Raw genomic sequence first — 15,023 nt, forward strand, 5'->3', positions numbered from 1 at the left:
TCGCACACAGATACTGATCCGTATTAAGCACTTAAAACGGCGATCCGGTTATGTCACTTAATCACACAACCGGAAAGTCAAAATAACATCATTCTCGAAAATTACTGCACCGCAGTAAATCGCCGGTCGAATAGCGCTTGAAATCGTGCAGACCGGACAAAACGGCGCTCAGGAAAACAGCCGCCCCGGATAGGGCATCCGCCGGAACGAGACGGGCCGTGCGGCGCGTAACGCCAGCAGGTCGCGCGGAAGGAGGTCGATGCGGCGGGATCAGGCGACGCGCGGGTCGCGCGAATGGCGGGCTTGCGAATGAGCGTTGCAGTTCGCCGCCCAACGGGACAGGGACAGGCGATGCGTCGGGACGTGCTGCACTGCGCGACCGCCGTGGGCCGCGCATCCGTCAATCGGCCCCGCAGATCGCGAGCCGCCCCATCGCTTCGCCTGCCCCGCGCACCGCGCAGGTCGCCGGCTCGTCGGCGATCCGCACCGCGAGCCCGGTTTCGTCGAACAGCAGGCGCGCGAGATGCGCGAGCAGCGCGCCGCCGCCCGTCAGCACCGCGCCGCGGTGCGCGATGTCGGTCACGAGTTCGGCCGGCGCGTTCTCGAGCACCGACTTGACCGCCCCGGTCACCTGCTTGAGCGGGCCGGCCAGCGCATCGGCCACGTCGTGATTGGACAGCTCGACCGTGCGCGGCAGCCCGTCGCCGACGCCGCGCCCGACCGCGCGCATCGACTCGCGCGGCACCGCGCCCGTTGCCGAGCCGATCGTCTTCTTCACGTGCTCGGCGGTCTGGTCGCCGAGCAGCACGCCGTACACGTTGCGCACGTAATTGACGATCGCCGCATCGAACTGGTCGCCGCCGACACGGATCGCTTCGCGATAGACGATCCCGCCGAGCGCGATCACGGCGACTTCCGTCGTCCCGCCGCCGATGTCGATGACGAGCGAGCCGACCGCTTCGGTCACGGGCAGGCCCGCGCCGAGCCCGGCCGCCAGCGACTCCTCGATCAGCTCGACCTTCGACGCGCCGGCCGCATGAGCCGCGTCGCGGATCGCGCGGCGCTCGACCGCGGTCGCCCCCGACGGCACGCACAGCGTGACCTCGACGCGCCGGCGGAACCACGCGCGCGTGTCCGACATGTCGATGAACTGGCGAATCATCTGCTCGGCCGCGTGCGCATCGGCGATCACGCCGTGCTGCAGCGGCCGCACCGCCTCGAGATGCCCGGGCTCGCGGCCGAGCAGCGCCTTCGCAAGCTCGCCGACCGCCTCGAGCGTCGGACGCGCTGCGGCGCCGCCCTGCTTGCGGAAGCAGATGACCGACGGCTGGTTCAGCACCACCCCGCGCTCGGGCGTGTAGATGCGCGTGCTCGCCGTGCCAGGGTCGATCGCAACGGGTCGCGCAAACAACTTTCCGAACAGCGGTGTCGACATGGTCAGGCCTTTACGAACGAACGGGCGGAACGCCGCCGGCGCCGCCCTGCGCGTCCGATCCGGCTGCGCACGGTGTGTGCCGGTGTATCCCGGCATAGCGGCAATTGATGCCGATACTTTAGGGATCTCTTATGTTTTTTTCGCGACGAAATTGCCGAAAACGCCGCGATTCCGCCCCAGACGCGCGCCCGCGTCTCGCGCCGCCTGCGCAAAACACGTTAATCTCTCGGTTTTGCCTGCTCCGGGCAGGCAGCCGACGCCCGACACCACCAGGTAACCGCCACGACACGCCACACAATGAGCACGACGACAGCGCCCGATTCTCTCCGCTGGCAGCGGTTGCGCCGCCTCTGTCCGATGCTCGTCGCCGTCTGGTGCTGCACCGCCGCCGCGCAATCCGCACCGCCCGGGGCGGCCGCCGACGCCTCCGCCCCGACTGCCGCGCCCGCGCTTGCTTCGCACGCCTGCACACCCGACGGCGGCCCACCCGGCCGGCCGGCGATCGGCCTCGTGCTGTCCGGCGGCGGCGCGCGCGGCTACGCGCACCTTGGCGTGCTGAAGGTACTCGAGGAAAACCGCATCCCGGTCGACTGCATCGCCGGCACCAGCATGGGCGCCGTGGTCGGCGGCCTGTATGCGAGCGGGATGCCCGCCGACGACATGCAGAAGCGCCTGTCGCAAGTCAATCTCGCCGACGTCGCGTTCGACGTGACCGAGCGTTCCGACCTCCCGCAGAGCCGCCGCGAGGACGAGCGCCTGTACGTGAACAGCCTGACGCTCGGCTTCGGCGCAAAGGGCGTGAAGGCGCCGGCGGGCCTCGTGCAGGGCAACCGGCTGCAGGCGCTGCTCGCCGACTGGACGGCCGCCGTGCCGACCAACCAGCCGTTCGACCGGCTGCCGATTCCGTACCGCGCGATCGCGACCGACCTGCAGACCGGGCAGATGGTGGTGCTCGACCGCGGCTCCCTGCCGCTCGCGATCCGCGCGAGCATGGCGATGCCGGGCCTGTTCGCGCCCGCCGAGATCAACGGCCGCGCGCTGGTGGACGGCGGCCTCGTCAGCAACCTGCCGGTCGACACCGCGCGGGAGATGGGCGCGAACGTCGTGATCGCGGTCGACATCGGCTCGCCGCTGCGCCCGCTCGACGCGCTCGCATCGCCGGCCGACGTGATGCAGCAGATGGTCGGCATCCTGATTCGCCAGAACGTCGCGTCGCAGCGCCAGCAGGTCAGCGCGCAGGACGTGCTGCTCACGCCTGAACTCGGCTCGCTGTCGTTTACCGATTTCCAGAACGCGAAGCAGGCGATCGCCGCCGGCGAGGCCGCCGCGAACGCGGCGCTGCCGCGGCTGAAGCGCTATGCGCTCACGCCCGAGCAGTACGCGGCGTACCGTTCCGGGCACACGCAACCGCTGCCGCCGCCGATCCGGATCACCGGCATCGACGTCCGCACGAACGGCGGCGTGCCGAAGCGGGTCGTCGTCGACGCGCTGCACGTGAAGCCCGGCGATTTCTACGATCCGAAGGCGGTGAGCCAGGACCTGCTTGGGCTGTCGACGAGCGGCAATTTCGAGAGCGTCACGCAGCAGGTCGTGAGCCACGGCGACGAGAACCGCCTCGTGATCGATGCGCGCGAGAAGTATTGGGGGCCGAACTTCCTGCTGTTCGGGCTCGGCCTGTCGAGCAGTTCCGCCGACGAAGGCGGCTTCCGGCTGCACCTCGGTTACCGGCGGCCGTGGCTGACCGATTCCGGCCTCGAATTCCGTGCCGACACGACGCTCGGCAGCGACCTGCAATCGGTGCGCACCGAGCTGCGGCAGCCGCTGTCGTCGGGCACCGGCCTGTACGTCGCGCCCTACGCCGAATACGAGCGGCGCTACGCGAACTTCTACGACAACGACATCAAGCTGACCCAGTTCCGGCTGCAGACCGAGCGCGTCGGCTTCGACTTCGGCGTGCCGATCCGGCGGCTCGGCGATTTCCGCATCGGCCTTGCGTACGCACACGGCTATGCATCGCCGAACTACAACCTCCCGATCGCGTTCGGGCCGAACGGCCAACCGACCGACTTCCTGTTCGACAGCCTGCGCGGCCGGCAGCTCAGCGCGCGGGCGCGGCTCGTGATCGACCAGCTCGACGATCCGCTGTTCCCGCGCAAGGGCTATTTCGGCGAGCTGCGCGCCGAGCGGTCGATCGTGTCGAGCGGGGGCCGGCAGTACACGGAAGTCTTCGGCAAGACGTTGGTCGCGCAGCAGTTCGGGCGGCACAGCGTCAGCGCCGGCATCGAGGCGGGCAAGAGCTTCGGCGGCGTGAGTCCGGTCAACCTGCTCGACTTCACGCTCGGCGGCTTCCAGCACCTGGCGGCCTATGCGGCCGACCAGCTGAACGGCAACGCGCTCGTCTACGGCCAGGTGACCTACATGAACCAGCTGATGACCTTCAACGCGTCGCCGGTCAAGGCGCTGTTCGTCGGCGCGAGCGCGGAACTGGGCAACGTCTGGACCTTCGACGATTCGTTCAGCTCAGGGCCGCTGAAGCAGAGCTATTCGTTCTTCACGAGCCTGACGACGTCGTTCGGGCCGCTGTACGTCGGCGTCGCGCTCGCGCCGGGCGGGCGGCGCAACATCTATCTCCAGCTCGGCCGCACGTATTGAGCGGGGCCCGGAGCGGCCGGCGCGTCGCTGCGAACCGCCTCCGGGCCTGTTCACGCCAATAACGGGCTTGCGCTGGCCCTATACGGGCCAGCTGATCTCGAAGCGCGCGCCGCCGAGTTCGACCGGATCGACGGCCGCGATCCGGCCATTGTGCGCGTGCAGCACCTGGCGCGTGATCGCGAGGCCGAGCCCATAGCCGCCCGTGCGGCGGTCGAGCCGCACGAACGCGTCGAAGATCCGCTCGCGCTCGGGCTCGGGCACGCCGGGGCCGTCGTCCTCGACGTAGATGCAGATGTTGCCGTGCCCGATCGCGATGCCGACCGCGATCTGCGCGCGCGCGTACCTGGTCGCGTTGCGCAGCAGGTTGCGCATCGCGTACGACATCAGCCGCCGGTCCATCTTCACGCGCACATCGGACGCGATCGCGATGCGGGTATCGATCGATTTCTCCGGATACAGCAGCGCGGCATCGTTGACCTGATGCTCGAACCACGCGGCGAGCCCGGTCGGCTCGAGCTTCGACTGCAGCGAGCTGTACTCGAGCCGCGCATACGTGAGGCTCATGTCGATCAGCTCGTCGAGTTCGGTCACGTCCTGCGCGATGCCGTCGAGCGCGGCTTCGTATTCGGCCGCGGAACCGGGTTCGCGCAGGATCTCGAGCGCGAAGCGCACGCGCGCGAGCGGCGTGCGCAGTTCGTGCGAGATGCCGTTCGTGAGATCGCGCTGCGCGGCGATCAGGCGCTCCATGCGCATCGCGAGCGCGTTCAGCGTGCGCGCGAGCGGCCCGATGATCACGCTGTGCGATTCGCGCGCGCGCGTGTTGAAACGTCCGCCGGTGAAATCGATCGCACGCTCGCGCACCATCACCAGATCCGACCACACGGGCCGCATCCAGCGATACGCCGCGAGCGCCGGGGCGGCCAGCACGAATGCGAGAACGATCCAGATGTCGCCCGGTAACGCATCGAATGCATGCCACACCACCTGCGGCGACAGCACGACGCCGAGCGCGAGCGCCGGCACGAGCGCCGTCAGCAGCACGAGGCCGAGCAGGTGCAGGTAGGTGCGCAAATAGAGGCGCGACCAGCTCGGAATGCGGTCGGCACGCGTGTCCGTCCACGCGCGGCGGAAGTGCAGCCAGCGCCACTTGACGTAGCGCAGCGGCGACAGAGGGGTGGCGTCATTCCCACGCATGCTTGCTGAACTGGTAGCCCTTGCTGCGGATCGTCTTGATCCGCTGCGGGTTGCTCGCGTCGTCGCGCAGCTTGCGGCGCAGCTTCGAGATGCGGCCGTCGATCGTGCGGTCGAGCCCGTCGAACTCGACGCCGCGCAGTTGCAGCATCAGGTCGTCGCGGCTGACCACTTCGCCCGCGTGACAGACGAGCGCCCACAGCAGGTCGAACTCGGCCGACGTCAGGTCCGGCACGTGGCCGTCCGGCAGCACGACCGTGCGGTCGGTGCGGTCGATCGTGAACTTGCCGAACGTGAAGCGCTCGGGCTGCGCGGCCGCGGCGTCGGCGGCGCGCGCCGGCGTGCGGCGCAACTGCGCCTTGATCCGCGCGAGCAGGAGGCGCGGCTCGACCGGCTTGCGCACGTAATCGTCGGCGCCGATCTCGAGGCCGAGCAGTTCGTCGAACGGCTCGTCGCGCGCCGTCACCATGATGATCACGCCGTCATACTGCCTGCGCGCCTCGCGGCAGATCTCGAAGCCGTCCTTGCCCGGCAGGTTCACGTCGAGAATGACGAGATCCGGACGGGTGGACAGGATCGCCGGCACGGCGGCGTCCCCATGCAGCACGGTGTCGACTTCGTAGTCGTTCTTGCGCAGGTAGCCGGCGATCAGCGTGGATAAGCGGGTGTCGTCTTCGACGAGCAGGATGCGGAAAGACATGGGCAAACGGTCGATTCATACGGGACGCGGCGACGAAGCCGGCGTGCGCCGGAGCAACCTCGTCAACCGAAACGTACCGCATGATACTGCGCCTGCCGATTGCCGACCTTCTTATCTCTAAAATGAGGGTGCGATGGCAGGCGCGTCCGTCATGTCGACCGCGATCCGGACCGGGCGGTCAGAACGCGTGACGCATGCCGGCCGTCACCGCGACCTGCGTGCCCGTCGACGATGGCGACAGCGTGTTGATCATCGCGCTGGCGAGCACGGAACCGGCCGGCGCGCCATGCACGTGCTGATACACGCCCTCGAGATAGAGGTCGGTCCGCTTGCTCAGCGAGTAATCGGTCTGGAGCATCACCGTGTTCCATGCCGGCGACGCGTTCGTCGCGCCGTTCGAGTAGGCGCCGTCGGTGAACGTGTAGGCGGCCGACACGGCCCACGCGGGCGTAATCGCGTACTTGGCGTTGACTTCGTAGTTGTCGACGCGCAGCGTGCCGCCGAGCGGCATGTAGCTGCCGCTGCCGAGGGAGATCACGCTGGCCATGTTGTCGATCTGCGTGTGGCTCCAGACGAGGCCGACGGTGGCCGGGCCGAACGTGTAGTTGCCGCCCGCGCCCCAGATGCGCTGGCGCTCCGCAATGAAGTTCGCGCTGCCGTCGCCCTGCGAAATGGCGCCGTTCAGGTTGCTGCCGGCCACGCCACCGCCGGCGCTGTTGAACTGCAGATAACCGGCCGCGAGGTTCACCGGGCCCTGCGAGAACCCGGCGCTGAACCCGTACGCGCGATTGTTGGCAAAGCCGCCGGCCTTGTTGCTGAACGAATACATCCCTTCGACGGTGACGCCGTAGAAGGTCGGGCTGACGTACTTGACCGTGTTGTTGACGACCACCGAGTCGGCCGCCAGGTTGTCGTTCTCGAACGGATGCGCGGCGAGGTTGCCGCCCCAGGTGTTGCTTTCGGCCGAGAGCGGCCCGAGCAGGTCGTTCAGCACGTCGAACTGCCGGCCGAACGTCACGGTGCCGTACGGATCGCTTTGCAGGCCGACCCAGGCCTGCGAGCCGAAGCCGTCGCCGGGGAACGCCTGCGTGCCGTTGTTCAGGTTGAAGCCTTGTTCCAGCTTGAAGACGGTGTGCAGGCCGCCGCCGAGGTCTTCGGTGCCCTTGAGCCCGAACACCGTGTTCTGCGTCGAGCTCGTGCCCATCTGCCACGCGCTGTGGCCGGTCTGGTTGTTCGTGTAGACGATGCCCGTGTCGATCAGGCCGTACAGGGTGACGCTACTTTGCGCGTATGCCGGTACGGCAAACGCGCCGGATAGTGCGAGTGCCAGCAAGGATTTTTTCATGTTCAAGGCTCCACGATTGATTGACACAATGAATACGAATGCCTGATGCGTGACCGGATGCGCGCTCGCCACTGTGCCGACGGCTGCGCGGCATGCCGGTGCCGTCAACCGGGATGGCCGACCAGGATCGCTATCGCCTGGCCGAGCGTCGCGGCGACGATCGCCAGATAAGTGGGGTGGTCCAGGAAGAAGCCGACAATGCTTGTTTCATCGCTGCGATTGCGCCACATGCCGATGTAGCCGCGCGTCAGGATCAGGCCGAACAGAAAGCTGAATCCGAACCACGCGCCCATCCATTTGTTCTTCATCACGAAACCCTCGGCGAATGCGAATATCGTCAGACAGGCAAGCTGCGAAGCGAGTACGACCCATACGGCGGGATGACACCGATCGTTGTCTTTCATGAACCCGCTCTCGCGATGTCCGGTTCATCCGGTGGTGTAGCGGGCATGTTTCCGGCCGCACGCATCGTGCGCCGCATTTCGATTCGCTGCCGCCAGCCGCCGTTTCGGCCGCCTGTTTCCTGTTGCGTGTCGGGGCAGGCAATCGAGGTCGGCGGTTAGCGAAAGGCGGCGTCACGACGGACACACTGCGGCCGGAACGCAACCCTGCCCCGTCGTCCGGTTTGCACGATTGACCGCTCGCAGCGCTTGCGTCCCGGCTTGCATGCCATGGGGTTTGCCGGAATCGCGGAGCCCCCGCCGCGATTCCGCGTGCGCACTCGCCGACCGGCCAGCATCAGCCGGCCGGTATCGCCTGCCCGTTTCAACAAGCGTGGGCGATGGCGCGGGTGCTCACCGAAAGATCGATGCCCCGTTGCAGTTACTCGATCGCCTCGCCATGGAGGATCACGTCGAGGCCCTCGCGCTCTTCCTCTTCCGTCACGCGCAGGCCGATCGTCAGGTCGATCAGCTTCAGCAGGATGAAGCTCAGCACGCCGCTGTACACCAGCGTGATCACGACGCCCTTGAGCTGGAGCATCACGTTGCCGTCCGCGCCGCCGATGTCCTTGACCGCGAACACGCCCGTCAGCAGCGCGCCGAGAATCCCGCCCACGCCGTGCACGCCGAACGCGTCGAGCGAGTCGTCGTAGCCGAGCTTCGACTTGAGCCACGTCGCCGACCAGAAGCAGATCACGCCGGCCGCGATGCCGATCACGAGGGCGCCCGTCACGCCGACGAAGCCGGCGGCCGGCGTGATCGCGACGAGACCCGCGACCGCGCCCGACACGATGCCGAGCACCGACGGCTTGCCCTTCGCGACCCATTCCGCAAACATCCAGCCGAGCGCCGCGCAGGCCGTCGCGACTTGCGTCGTCAGCATCGCGAAACCGGCACGGCCATCGGCGGCGACCGCCGAGCCCGCGTTGAAGCCGAACCAGCCGACCCACAGCATCGAGCCGCCGATCAACGTCAGCACCAGGTTGTGCGGCGCCATCGCCTCGCGGCCGTAGCCGACCCGCTTGCCCAGCACGAGGCACGACATCAGGCCCGCGATACCGGCGTTGATGTGCACCACCGTGCCGCCCGCGAAGTCGAGCACGCCGTCGGCCGACAGCCAGCCGGTCGGCTCCCACACCATGTGCGCGATCGGCACATAGACGATCAGCGACCAGAGCGTCATGAACACGAGCATCGCCGAGAACTTCATCCGGTCGGCGAACGCGCCGCAGATCAGCGCCGGCGTGATGATCGCGAACGTCATCTGGTAGACGAAGTACACCGTCTCGGGGATCGTCGGCGCGAGGTGGCTGACGGTCAGCGTCGTCGCCTTGTCGCCGTGGATGTAGTTCATCCCCGACAGGAACGCGCGCGACAGGCCGCCGATGAAGCCGTTGCCCGGCGTGAACGCGAGGCTGTAGCCGACCACCGTCCACAGCACCGTGATCAGCGCGGTGATCGCGAAGCTCTGCATCACCGTCGCGAGCACGTTCTTCTTGCGGACCATGCCGCCATAGAACAGCGCGAGGCCGGGAATCGTCATGAACAGCACGAGCGCGGTGGAGGTCAGCATCCACGCGGTGTCGCCCGAGTTGATCTTCGACGAATCGACCGAGAACGGCGCGGTCGGGGCGGCAGGCGCGGCCGGGGCCGACGCGGCGGCGGCAGCCGATGCGTCGGGGGCGCCCGAAGCCGGCGCCGAAGCGGCGGCAGAAGCGGCAGCCTCGGACGCAGCCGGCGCCGAAGCGGCCGGCGCGGCGGCAGCGGCAGCGGCCGATGCGTCGGCAGGCGCCGAGGCGGCAGGCGCGGACGCAGCCGCGGCCGACGCCGCGTCGTCCGCAAACGCGGAGCCAACGCCGGCCGCGATCAGCGAGCCAGCCATCAGCAGGGACATCAGAAGTTTGCGCATCTTGGGTTTCCTCTTGTCACTCGTCTTGTCTGTTACAGCGCGTCCGCGCCCGTCTCCCCGGTGCGAATCCGGATCACCTGCTCGATCGGCGTGACGAAGATCTTGCCGTCGCCGATCTTGCCGGTGCGCGCAGCCTGCTGGATCGCTTCCACCGCCTGGTCGACGAGGTCGTCGGACACGGCCACCTCGATCTTCACCTTCGGCTGGAAATCGACCACGTATTCGGCGCCCCGGTACAGCTCGGTGTGCCCTTTCTGGCGCCCGAACCCCTTCACTTCCGTCACCGTGACGCCCGACACGCCGAGGGCGGTAATCGCCTCCCGCGTCTCATCGAGCTTGAACGGCTTGATGACTGCGCTGATCAATTTCATGTGGGCTCCTCTTTCGTTTTCCTGTCAAACGTCGATGCCGCGATCCAACTCGACGAGTGACTGAGCAACTGCCGTGCCAACACTGACGGTTTTCGCAAAAACGATCTTGCAGCTGCCCGCGTTCGCGCTCCCGGACTGGCCACGAAGCGGCAGTGGAACTGCGATCCCGGAGAGTCGCCCGCACTCCCGGTTTTCAATTATTGATTTGGATTCCGTATTGATTGCCGGTGGGAATGCATGCACCACCATCAAGCAAGCCCTGTTTCCGCCGACCCAATAACGTGCATCCGTGCTCGGTTTCGTCGTGCGCCACCGATGAAAATTACATTTCATCGACATCCACCTTTCCATGCCCTACGTTTCAATTTGATCGGGTCGGCTTCCCGCTATACCGATGACGGATCCGGCGAGCCCCGAGGGATTCCGGATGCGCCCGTGCGGGCACGTGCCCGCGCCACCGCCACCGCCACCGCCACCGCCGGGGAAGATAGAAAGCACGCCGGAAACGGAGCATGATTTGTCAAACAGATCTCCTCCGCCCGGTCGATTCGTCAAATGGATAACTTCGATCTCAACCTTTTGCGTGTTTTTGACGCGTTACAGCGTCACGGACATCTAGGCAAAGCGGCCGTGGAACTGAATCTGAGTCAGCCAGCCACGTCCTATGCGTTGAAGCGTCTGCGTGAAGAGCTTGGCGACGCACTCTTCGTCAAAACCCGATCCGGCATGCAACCGACGCCACGCGCAATGCAGTTGGCGCCCGTGGTTCAGTCGGTACTCGCCGATATTCGTGAACGCGTGCTGACGGCGCCGACTTTCGAGCCAGACAAGGCTCGACGCACGTTCAACATTGCGATGTCAGACGTCGGTGAGATGGTGTCCCTGCCGAGATTGCTGCAGCGGGTTACCAGCCTCGCTCCTGGCGTCAATGTGACGACGGTGTCCCTGGCTCCCAAACAGCTGCTGTCCGCACTTCAGCGAAGCGAAGTCGATCTTGCGATCGGATATTTTCCGGATCTCGATGGTGTAGATGTCTTTCAGCAACGTCTGGTTCGGCATTCGTTCGTGTGCCTTGTCAGGAAGAATCATCCGGCGGTACAGGGACGGCTGACCAGGAAGCTCTACTGCGAATTGCCCCATGCGGTGGTTCAGGCAGAGGGCCGCCGTCAGGAAATCGTTGAACAGTTCCTTAAAGGACACGGTATCCAGCGCAGGGTGCTTCTCCATACACCGCATTTTTTGAGCATCCCGATGACCATCGCGATGACGGATCTGGTAGTCACGGTTTCCAGCGATGTCGCCGAGATCTTTGCGCGCATCGCCGATCTCGCGCTTCTGGAACCTCCGTACAGGTTGCCGCACTTTGACGTCAAGCAGCACTGGCACCGCTCGCAGCATGACGATCCCGGTAACCGCTGGATGCGAGGTCTCGTGCACGAACTATTCGTGCACGGGGCCTGATTGAGGCCTGATCGACAGCCTCCATGGGGCCCGGACGCAGGTTATCCGCCTTGTGGAAGAGCGTTATTCGTGAGATCGGCTTGTCGAATGTTCGCCTTGGCGCGACACTCTTCGCACCTGCTCCTCAAGCAAGTTCGCCCGGAGCAAAACCGGCGCGTATCTCTGCCTACCCCCATACAGCGCACGTCGAGTCATGCTTGCTCCGCCGTATTGACTCGAGATTCGTTCCGAGCGGCATCCCAAAACTTTTAGGAGACTTAACATGTCGGTTATCCGCTTCGAACGCGATGACAACGTTGGACACATCGTGATGGCCGATGCCCCGTTGAACCTGATCAACAACCGGTTCTGCGAAGCACTTACGAATGCCGTACACGAAGCCAGCAACTCCGGGATTCGCGCTCTGCTGGTGCGCGCCGAAGGGGCGAATTTCAGTCATGGAGGAGATGTCCTTGATTTCATCGACAAGGACTTCAACGACTGGCGCACCTTCATCAGTGAGATGAACCAGGCTTACCGCGCTATCGAGGCGCTACAGATTCCGACCGTCGCAGCCGTTCGCGGTGCGTGCTTCGGTGGAGCATTCGAGCTTGCGCTGGCCTGCGACTTCATTGTCGCTGCCGATAACGCGGTCTTTCAGCACTTCGAGGCTTCCGTCGGTTCTGCGCCGGTGGCAGGCGGCGTTCAGCGCCTGGCAGAACGCGCCGGCCGCGCTATGGCCGCTCGCTTCACGATGCTGAGCGAACCGATGACCGGCAAGACGGCCGGCGAACTCGGCGTGGCGGCTTTCGTTTGTCCCGATTCGGACGTCGAGGCCACCGCGGCATCGCTGGCCACCCGGCTGTCCAATGGGCCGACCCGCTCGTATGCAGCCATCCGCGCACTGCTGAAGGCGTGGGCGGGGGGCGGCGTGCCCGCGGCCGACGCTGTTCTGCTGGACATCACAATGGGGCTGCACGGTACGGAAGACGCGCGCAAGGGTCGAACCGCACGCGTCGACGCCATCAAGCGTGGGGTCCAGCCAGAGCCCGTTGTATTCGTCGGACGCTGATTCGCTGATGTGGCCGAACCTGGCGTCAACGGCAATGACCGGAATGGGGAGATAAGTTCCGACGATCCACCGGTAATGGCTGGTCGCGTCGAAAAGGGTCGGCGTCTGCGCCCCGTGGCTGATTCGGTGAAGGAAACCCGCACCGATCGTCGCGGTATCGAACTTCACGTAGCCGTCGATTACGGCACGCGTATCGGTGAGTGACGGGCTGCGGTATCATCGCGGCCGTGCTCAAGGGCTCTCGGACGCACCCGTCAATGATCGATCCAAACTATCAGGAACTCCTCGAACGCATTCATCGCGATATCGAACCGTGGCGCACCACCGGCCGCGTCGCGGACTACATCCCCGAACTTGCCAAAGTGCCCGCCGAGCGCTTTGGCATGGCGGTCGTGACGCTCGACGGCAACGTTTACACAGTCGGCGATGCGCATGAGCGCTTCTCTATCCAGAGCATCTCGAAGCTGTTCGCGTGCACGCTCGCGTTCCAGCTGCTCGGCGACGCGCTGTGGGAACGGGTCGGACGCGAGCCGTCCGGCACCGCGTTCAATTCGCTCGTGCAGCTCGAAAGCGAACGCGGCAAGCCGCGCAATCCGTTCATCAATGCCGGCGCGCTCGTCGTGACCGACGTGCTGTCCCGCCGCTTCGTGAAGGCCGAGACTGCGCTCGTCGAATTCGTGCGGCGGCTGATCGGCACGAACGACATCGACTACGATTCGCGCGTCGCGGCGTCCGAGCTGCAGCACGCCGAGCGCAATCGCGCGATGGCGCATTTCATGGCGAGCTTCGGCAACATGCAGATGCCGCCGGAAACCGTCGTCGACGCGTATTGCCGCCAGTGCGCGATCACGATGAACTGCGTCGAGCTCGCGCGCGCCGCGCTGTTCCTCGCGAACGGCGGCGTCGCACCCGTCACCGGCGAGCGCATCGTCGATTCGAGTTCCGCGAAACGGCTGTCCGCGCTGATGCTGACCTGCGGCACCTACGACGCGGCCGGCGACTTCGTGTATCGCGTCGGCCTGCCCGCGAAGAGCGGCGTCGGCGGCGGCATCATCGCGGTGCTGCCCGGCGAGATGGCCGTGTGCGTGTGGTCGCCGGGACTCGATGCGAACGGCAACTCGCTGGCGGGTACGTTGGCGCTCGAATGGTTGACGACGTATTCGGGGCGGTCGATCTTTTGAAGCTCCGAAGTTAAGCGTGCCTCATCTGGCGCAACGGCGGCAGATTCATATCGACGCGCGCCGGCGCGCTCAATGGGGAATTCGGCCATCGGCAGCAATCGACCCACAACGGACTTTCCCCTCCCCGCCCGACCAGGCTTCAATGTCAGCCTCGAGCTGGAGGGGCTTAGTTGCACAGGCGCTTAAAAACCCGCACTCATAGCTCGAATTCTTCCTTGTCATTCTCGCACCAGGCGGCAAGTCCGCCGTACGCGACGGCCATAGGCGCATTGCTGCCGTACAGCTCTTGCACCCGCTGCGACATGCCGGCCTCGATAGAATCCGACGCCGCGGCATAGGACGGGCTGTGCGAAGCGGGCGAACCAGATCGGCGTGGGGGTTTGCGCGATGCTGACATTGATCTACCTCGTCTAGATGTTGTGGGACATGATCGACTCCTTTTCTGGACAGAATGGCCAGAATTTTAGTCTTCAGGCGAGCAAGCCCGCCACCACATCCGCCAGCGCCCGTCCCAGCACGGCGTGCTGCGGCGCGTCCAGGTGCACGCCATCGACCGCGCTGGTCGGCGTGACGCTGCCGGCATCGAAGAAGGCGCAGCCCTGCGCCTCGCACACGGCGCGCAGGGCGTCGGCCAGGCCCGCGCACTTGCTTTCCAAGCCTTCGAACTTGGGCGCGATGGGCCCGCGTGCCACTTGCGCCGGGGGCGGCGCCACCACCAGGATGGGCGGCACCGGCATGCCGGGCTCGATGGGCGCGGTGCGGATGGCGTGGATCAGCGCGGCGGTGCCCTGGGCGCTGCACCAGGCGTTGTTGGCGTGCATGACCTGGAAGTCGTTGGTGCCCAGCATCAGCAGCACCAGCGCCAGCGGCGACTGGGCTTCGATGCGCTGCGCCAGCCCATCCAGGCCGTTGCGGCCGGGCTTGAAGGGGTCGTCCCAGACGGTGCGGCGGCCGTTCAGGCAGTCCTCGGTCACGCGCACGCGCAGGCCCTGCACCGCCAGCGCGCCTTCCATCACGCCGGGCCAGCGGGCGTCGAAGGGCAGGCGCTGGCGCGTGCCGGGCACGATGCCCCAGGACAGCGAGTCTGCGTAGACGAGGATGTGTTGCATGCTTGGGCACCTTCTCAGGCCGGCTAATCTGACCCTCGAATACCACCGCAGCCATCGCCCCCACCGCGCCGGCCACAGTGGATGACTGCGGATTTCGGGGAAGGCGAACGCTCGTTTCGGTGAAGTCGAACAAGCTGGAGGGCGGTGCTGCGAGGTGCATGGATTGTAGCGTGAGTGT

13 protein-coding genes are annotated in these 15,023 nt (G+C 66.1%); 4 read left to right on the plus strand and 9 right to left on the minus strand.

Annotation, left to right across the window (positions count from 1 at the left end; all coding sequences use genetic code 11):
• Window positions 1–400: 400 nt before the first annotated feature.
• The gene (gene mreB / locus ACV22Z_RS03105; protein WP_448074839.1) at window positions 401–1,435 is read right to left on the minus strand and encodes a rod shape-determining protein MreB; all 1,035 of its coding nucleotides are present in this window, start codon (window positions 1,433–1,435) and stop codon (window positions 401–403) included.
• Between the two features lie 357 nt (window positions 1,436–1,792).
• On the opposite strand from mreB, the gene ACV22Z_RS03110 reads away from it, so the two are divergent.
• Window positions 1,793–4,087 carry a patatin-like phospholipase family protein gene (locus ACV22Z_RS03110; RefSeq protein ID WP_448075154.1) on the plus strand — a complete coding sequence of 765 codons (2,295 nt, stop codon included), beginning with the start codon at window positions 1,793–1,795 and terminating at the stop codon, window positions 4,085–4,087.
• Window positions 4,088–4,165: 78 nt separating this feature from the next.
• Here the strand turns inward: ACV22Z_RS03110 and ACV22Z_RS03115 are convergent, their stop codons facing one another.
• The 7 genes from ACV22Z_RS03115 to ACV22Z_RS03145 all read right to left on the minus strand — a co-directional run bounded on the left by ACV22Z_RS03115 (window position 4,166) and on the right by ACV22Z_RS03145 (window position 10,382).
• Complete coding sequence (locus ACV22Z_RS03115) at window positions 4,166–5,281, minus strand: ATP-binding protein (protein WP_448074840.1); 1,116 nt, start codon at window positions 5,279–5,281, stop codon at window positions 4,166–4,168.
• The gene (locus ACV22Z_RS03120) at window positions 5,268–5,978 is read right to left on the minus strand and encodes a response regulator (RefSeq protein WP_448074841.1); all 711 of its coding nucleotides are present in this window, start codon (window positions 5,976–5,978) and stop codon (window positions 5,268–5,270) included. The genes ACV22Z_RS03115 and ACV22Z_RS03120 overlap by 14 nt, the downstream gene beginning before the upstream one ends.
• Window positions 5,979–6,156: 178 nt before the next feature.
• Window positions 6,157–7,323 carry a porin gene (locus tag ACV22Z_RS03125; RefSeq protein ID WP_448074842.1) on the minus strand — a complete coding sequence of 389 codons (1,167 nt, stop codon included), beginning with the start codon at window positions 7,321–7,323 and terminating at the stop codon, window positions 6,157–6,159.
• A 104-nt stretch (window positions 7,324–7,427) separates the two neighbouring features.
• Entirely contained in the window at window positions 7,428–7,727 is a 300-nt protein-coding gene (locus ACV22Z_RS03130) for a hypothetical protein (protein ID WP_448074843.1), read from the minus strand.
• A gap of 418 nt (window positions 7,728–8,145) precedes the next feature.
• The gene (locus ACV22Z_RS03135) at window positions 8,146–9,672 is read right to left on the minus strand and encodes an ammonium transporter (protein ID WP_448074844.1); all 1,527 of its coding nucleotides are present in this window, start codon (window positions 9,670–9,672) and stop codon (window positions 8,146–8,148) included.
• A gap of 32 nt (window positions 9,673–9,704) precedes the next feature.
• Window positions 9,705–10,043, minus strand: coding sequence for a P-II family nitrogen regulator (locus ACV22Z_RS03140; protein ID WP_448074845.1), 339 nt, complete (start codon window positions 10,041–10,043; stop codon window positions 9,705–9,707).
• A gap of 24 nt (window positions 10,044–10,067) precedes the next feature.
• On the minus strand, window positions 10,068–10,382 hold the full coding sequence (locus tag ACV22Z_RS03145) for a hypothetical protein (RefSeq protein WP_448074846.1): 315 nt from the start codon (window positions 10,380–10,382) through the stop codon (window positions 10,068–10,070).
• 216 nt (window positions 10,383–10,598) lie between these two features.
• Between ACV22Z_RS03145 and ACV22Z_RS03150 the strand changes: the two genes are divergently transcribed.
• From ACV22Z_RS03150 to ACV22Z_RS03160, 3 genes are all read left to right on the plus strand, one after another.
• Window positions 10,599–11,504 (plus strand): LysR family transcriptional regulator, encoded by a 906-nt coding sequence (locus ACV22Z_RS03150; RefSeq protein WP_448074847.1) that lies wholly within the window; start codon window positions 10,599–10,601, stop codon window positions 11,502–11,504.
• 262 nt (window positions 11,505–11,766) lie between these two features.
• Window positions 11,767–12,555 carry an enoyl-CoA hydratase/isomerase family protein gene (locus ACV22Z_RS03155; RefSeq protein ID WP_448074848.1) on the plus strand — a complete coding sequence of 263 codons (789 nt, stop codon included), beginning with the start codon at window positions 11,767–11,769 and terminating at the stop codon, window positions 12,553–12,555.
• 257 nt (window positions 12,556–12,812) lie between these two features.
• A complete protein-coding gene (locus tag ACV22Z_RS03160) occupies window positions 12,813–13,736 on the plus strand; it encodes a glutaminase (RefSeq protein WP_448074849.1) in 924 nt (307 codons plus the stop codon).
• Between the two features lie 470 nt (window positions 13,737–14,206).
• Here the strand turns inward: ACV22Z_RS03160 and ACV22Z_RS03165 are convergent, their stop codons facing one another.
• Complete coding sequence (locus ACV22Z_RS03165; RefSeq protein ID WP_076885764.1) at window positions 14,207–14,845, minus strand: SGNH/GDSL hydrolase family protein; 639 nt, start codon at window positions 14,843–14,845, stop codon at window positions 14,207–14,209.
• Between the last annotated feature and the right edge of the window lie 178 nt (window positions 14,846–15,023).

Source organism: Burkholderia sp. PU8-34, from assembly GCF_053427725.1.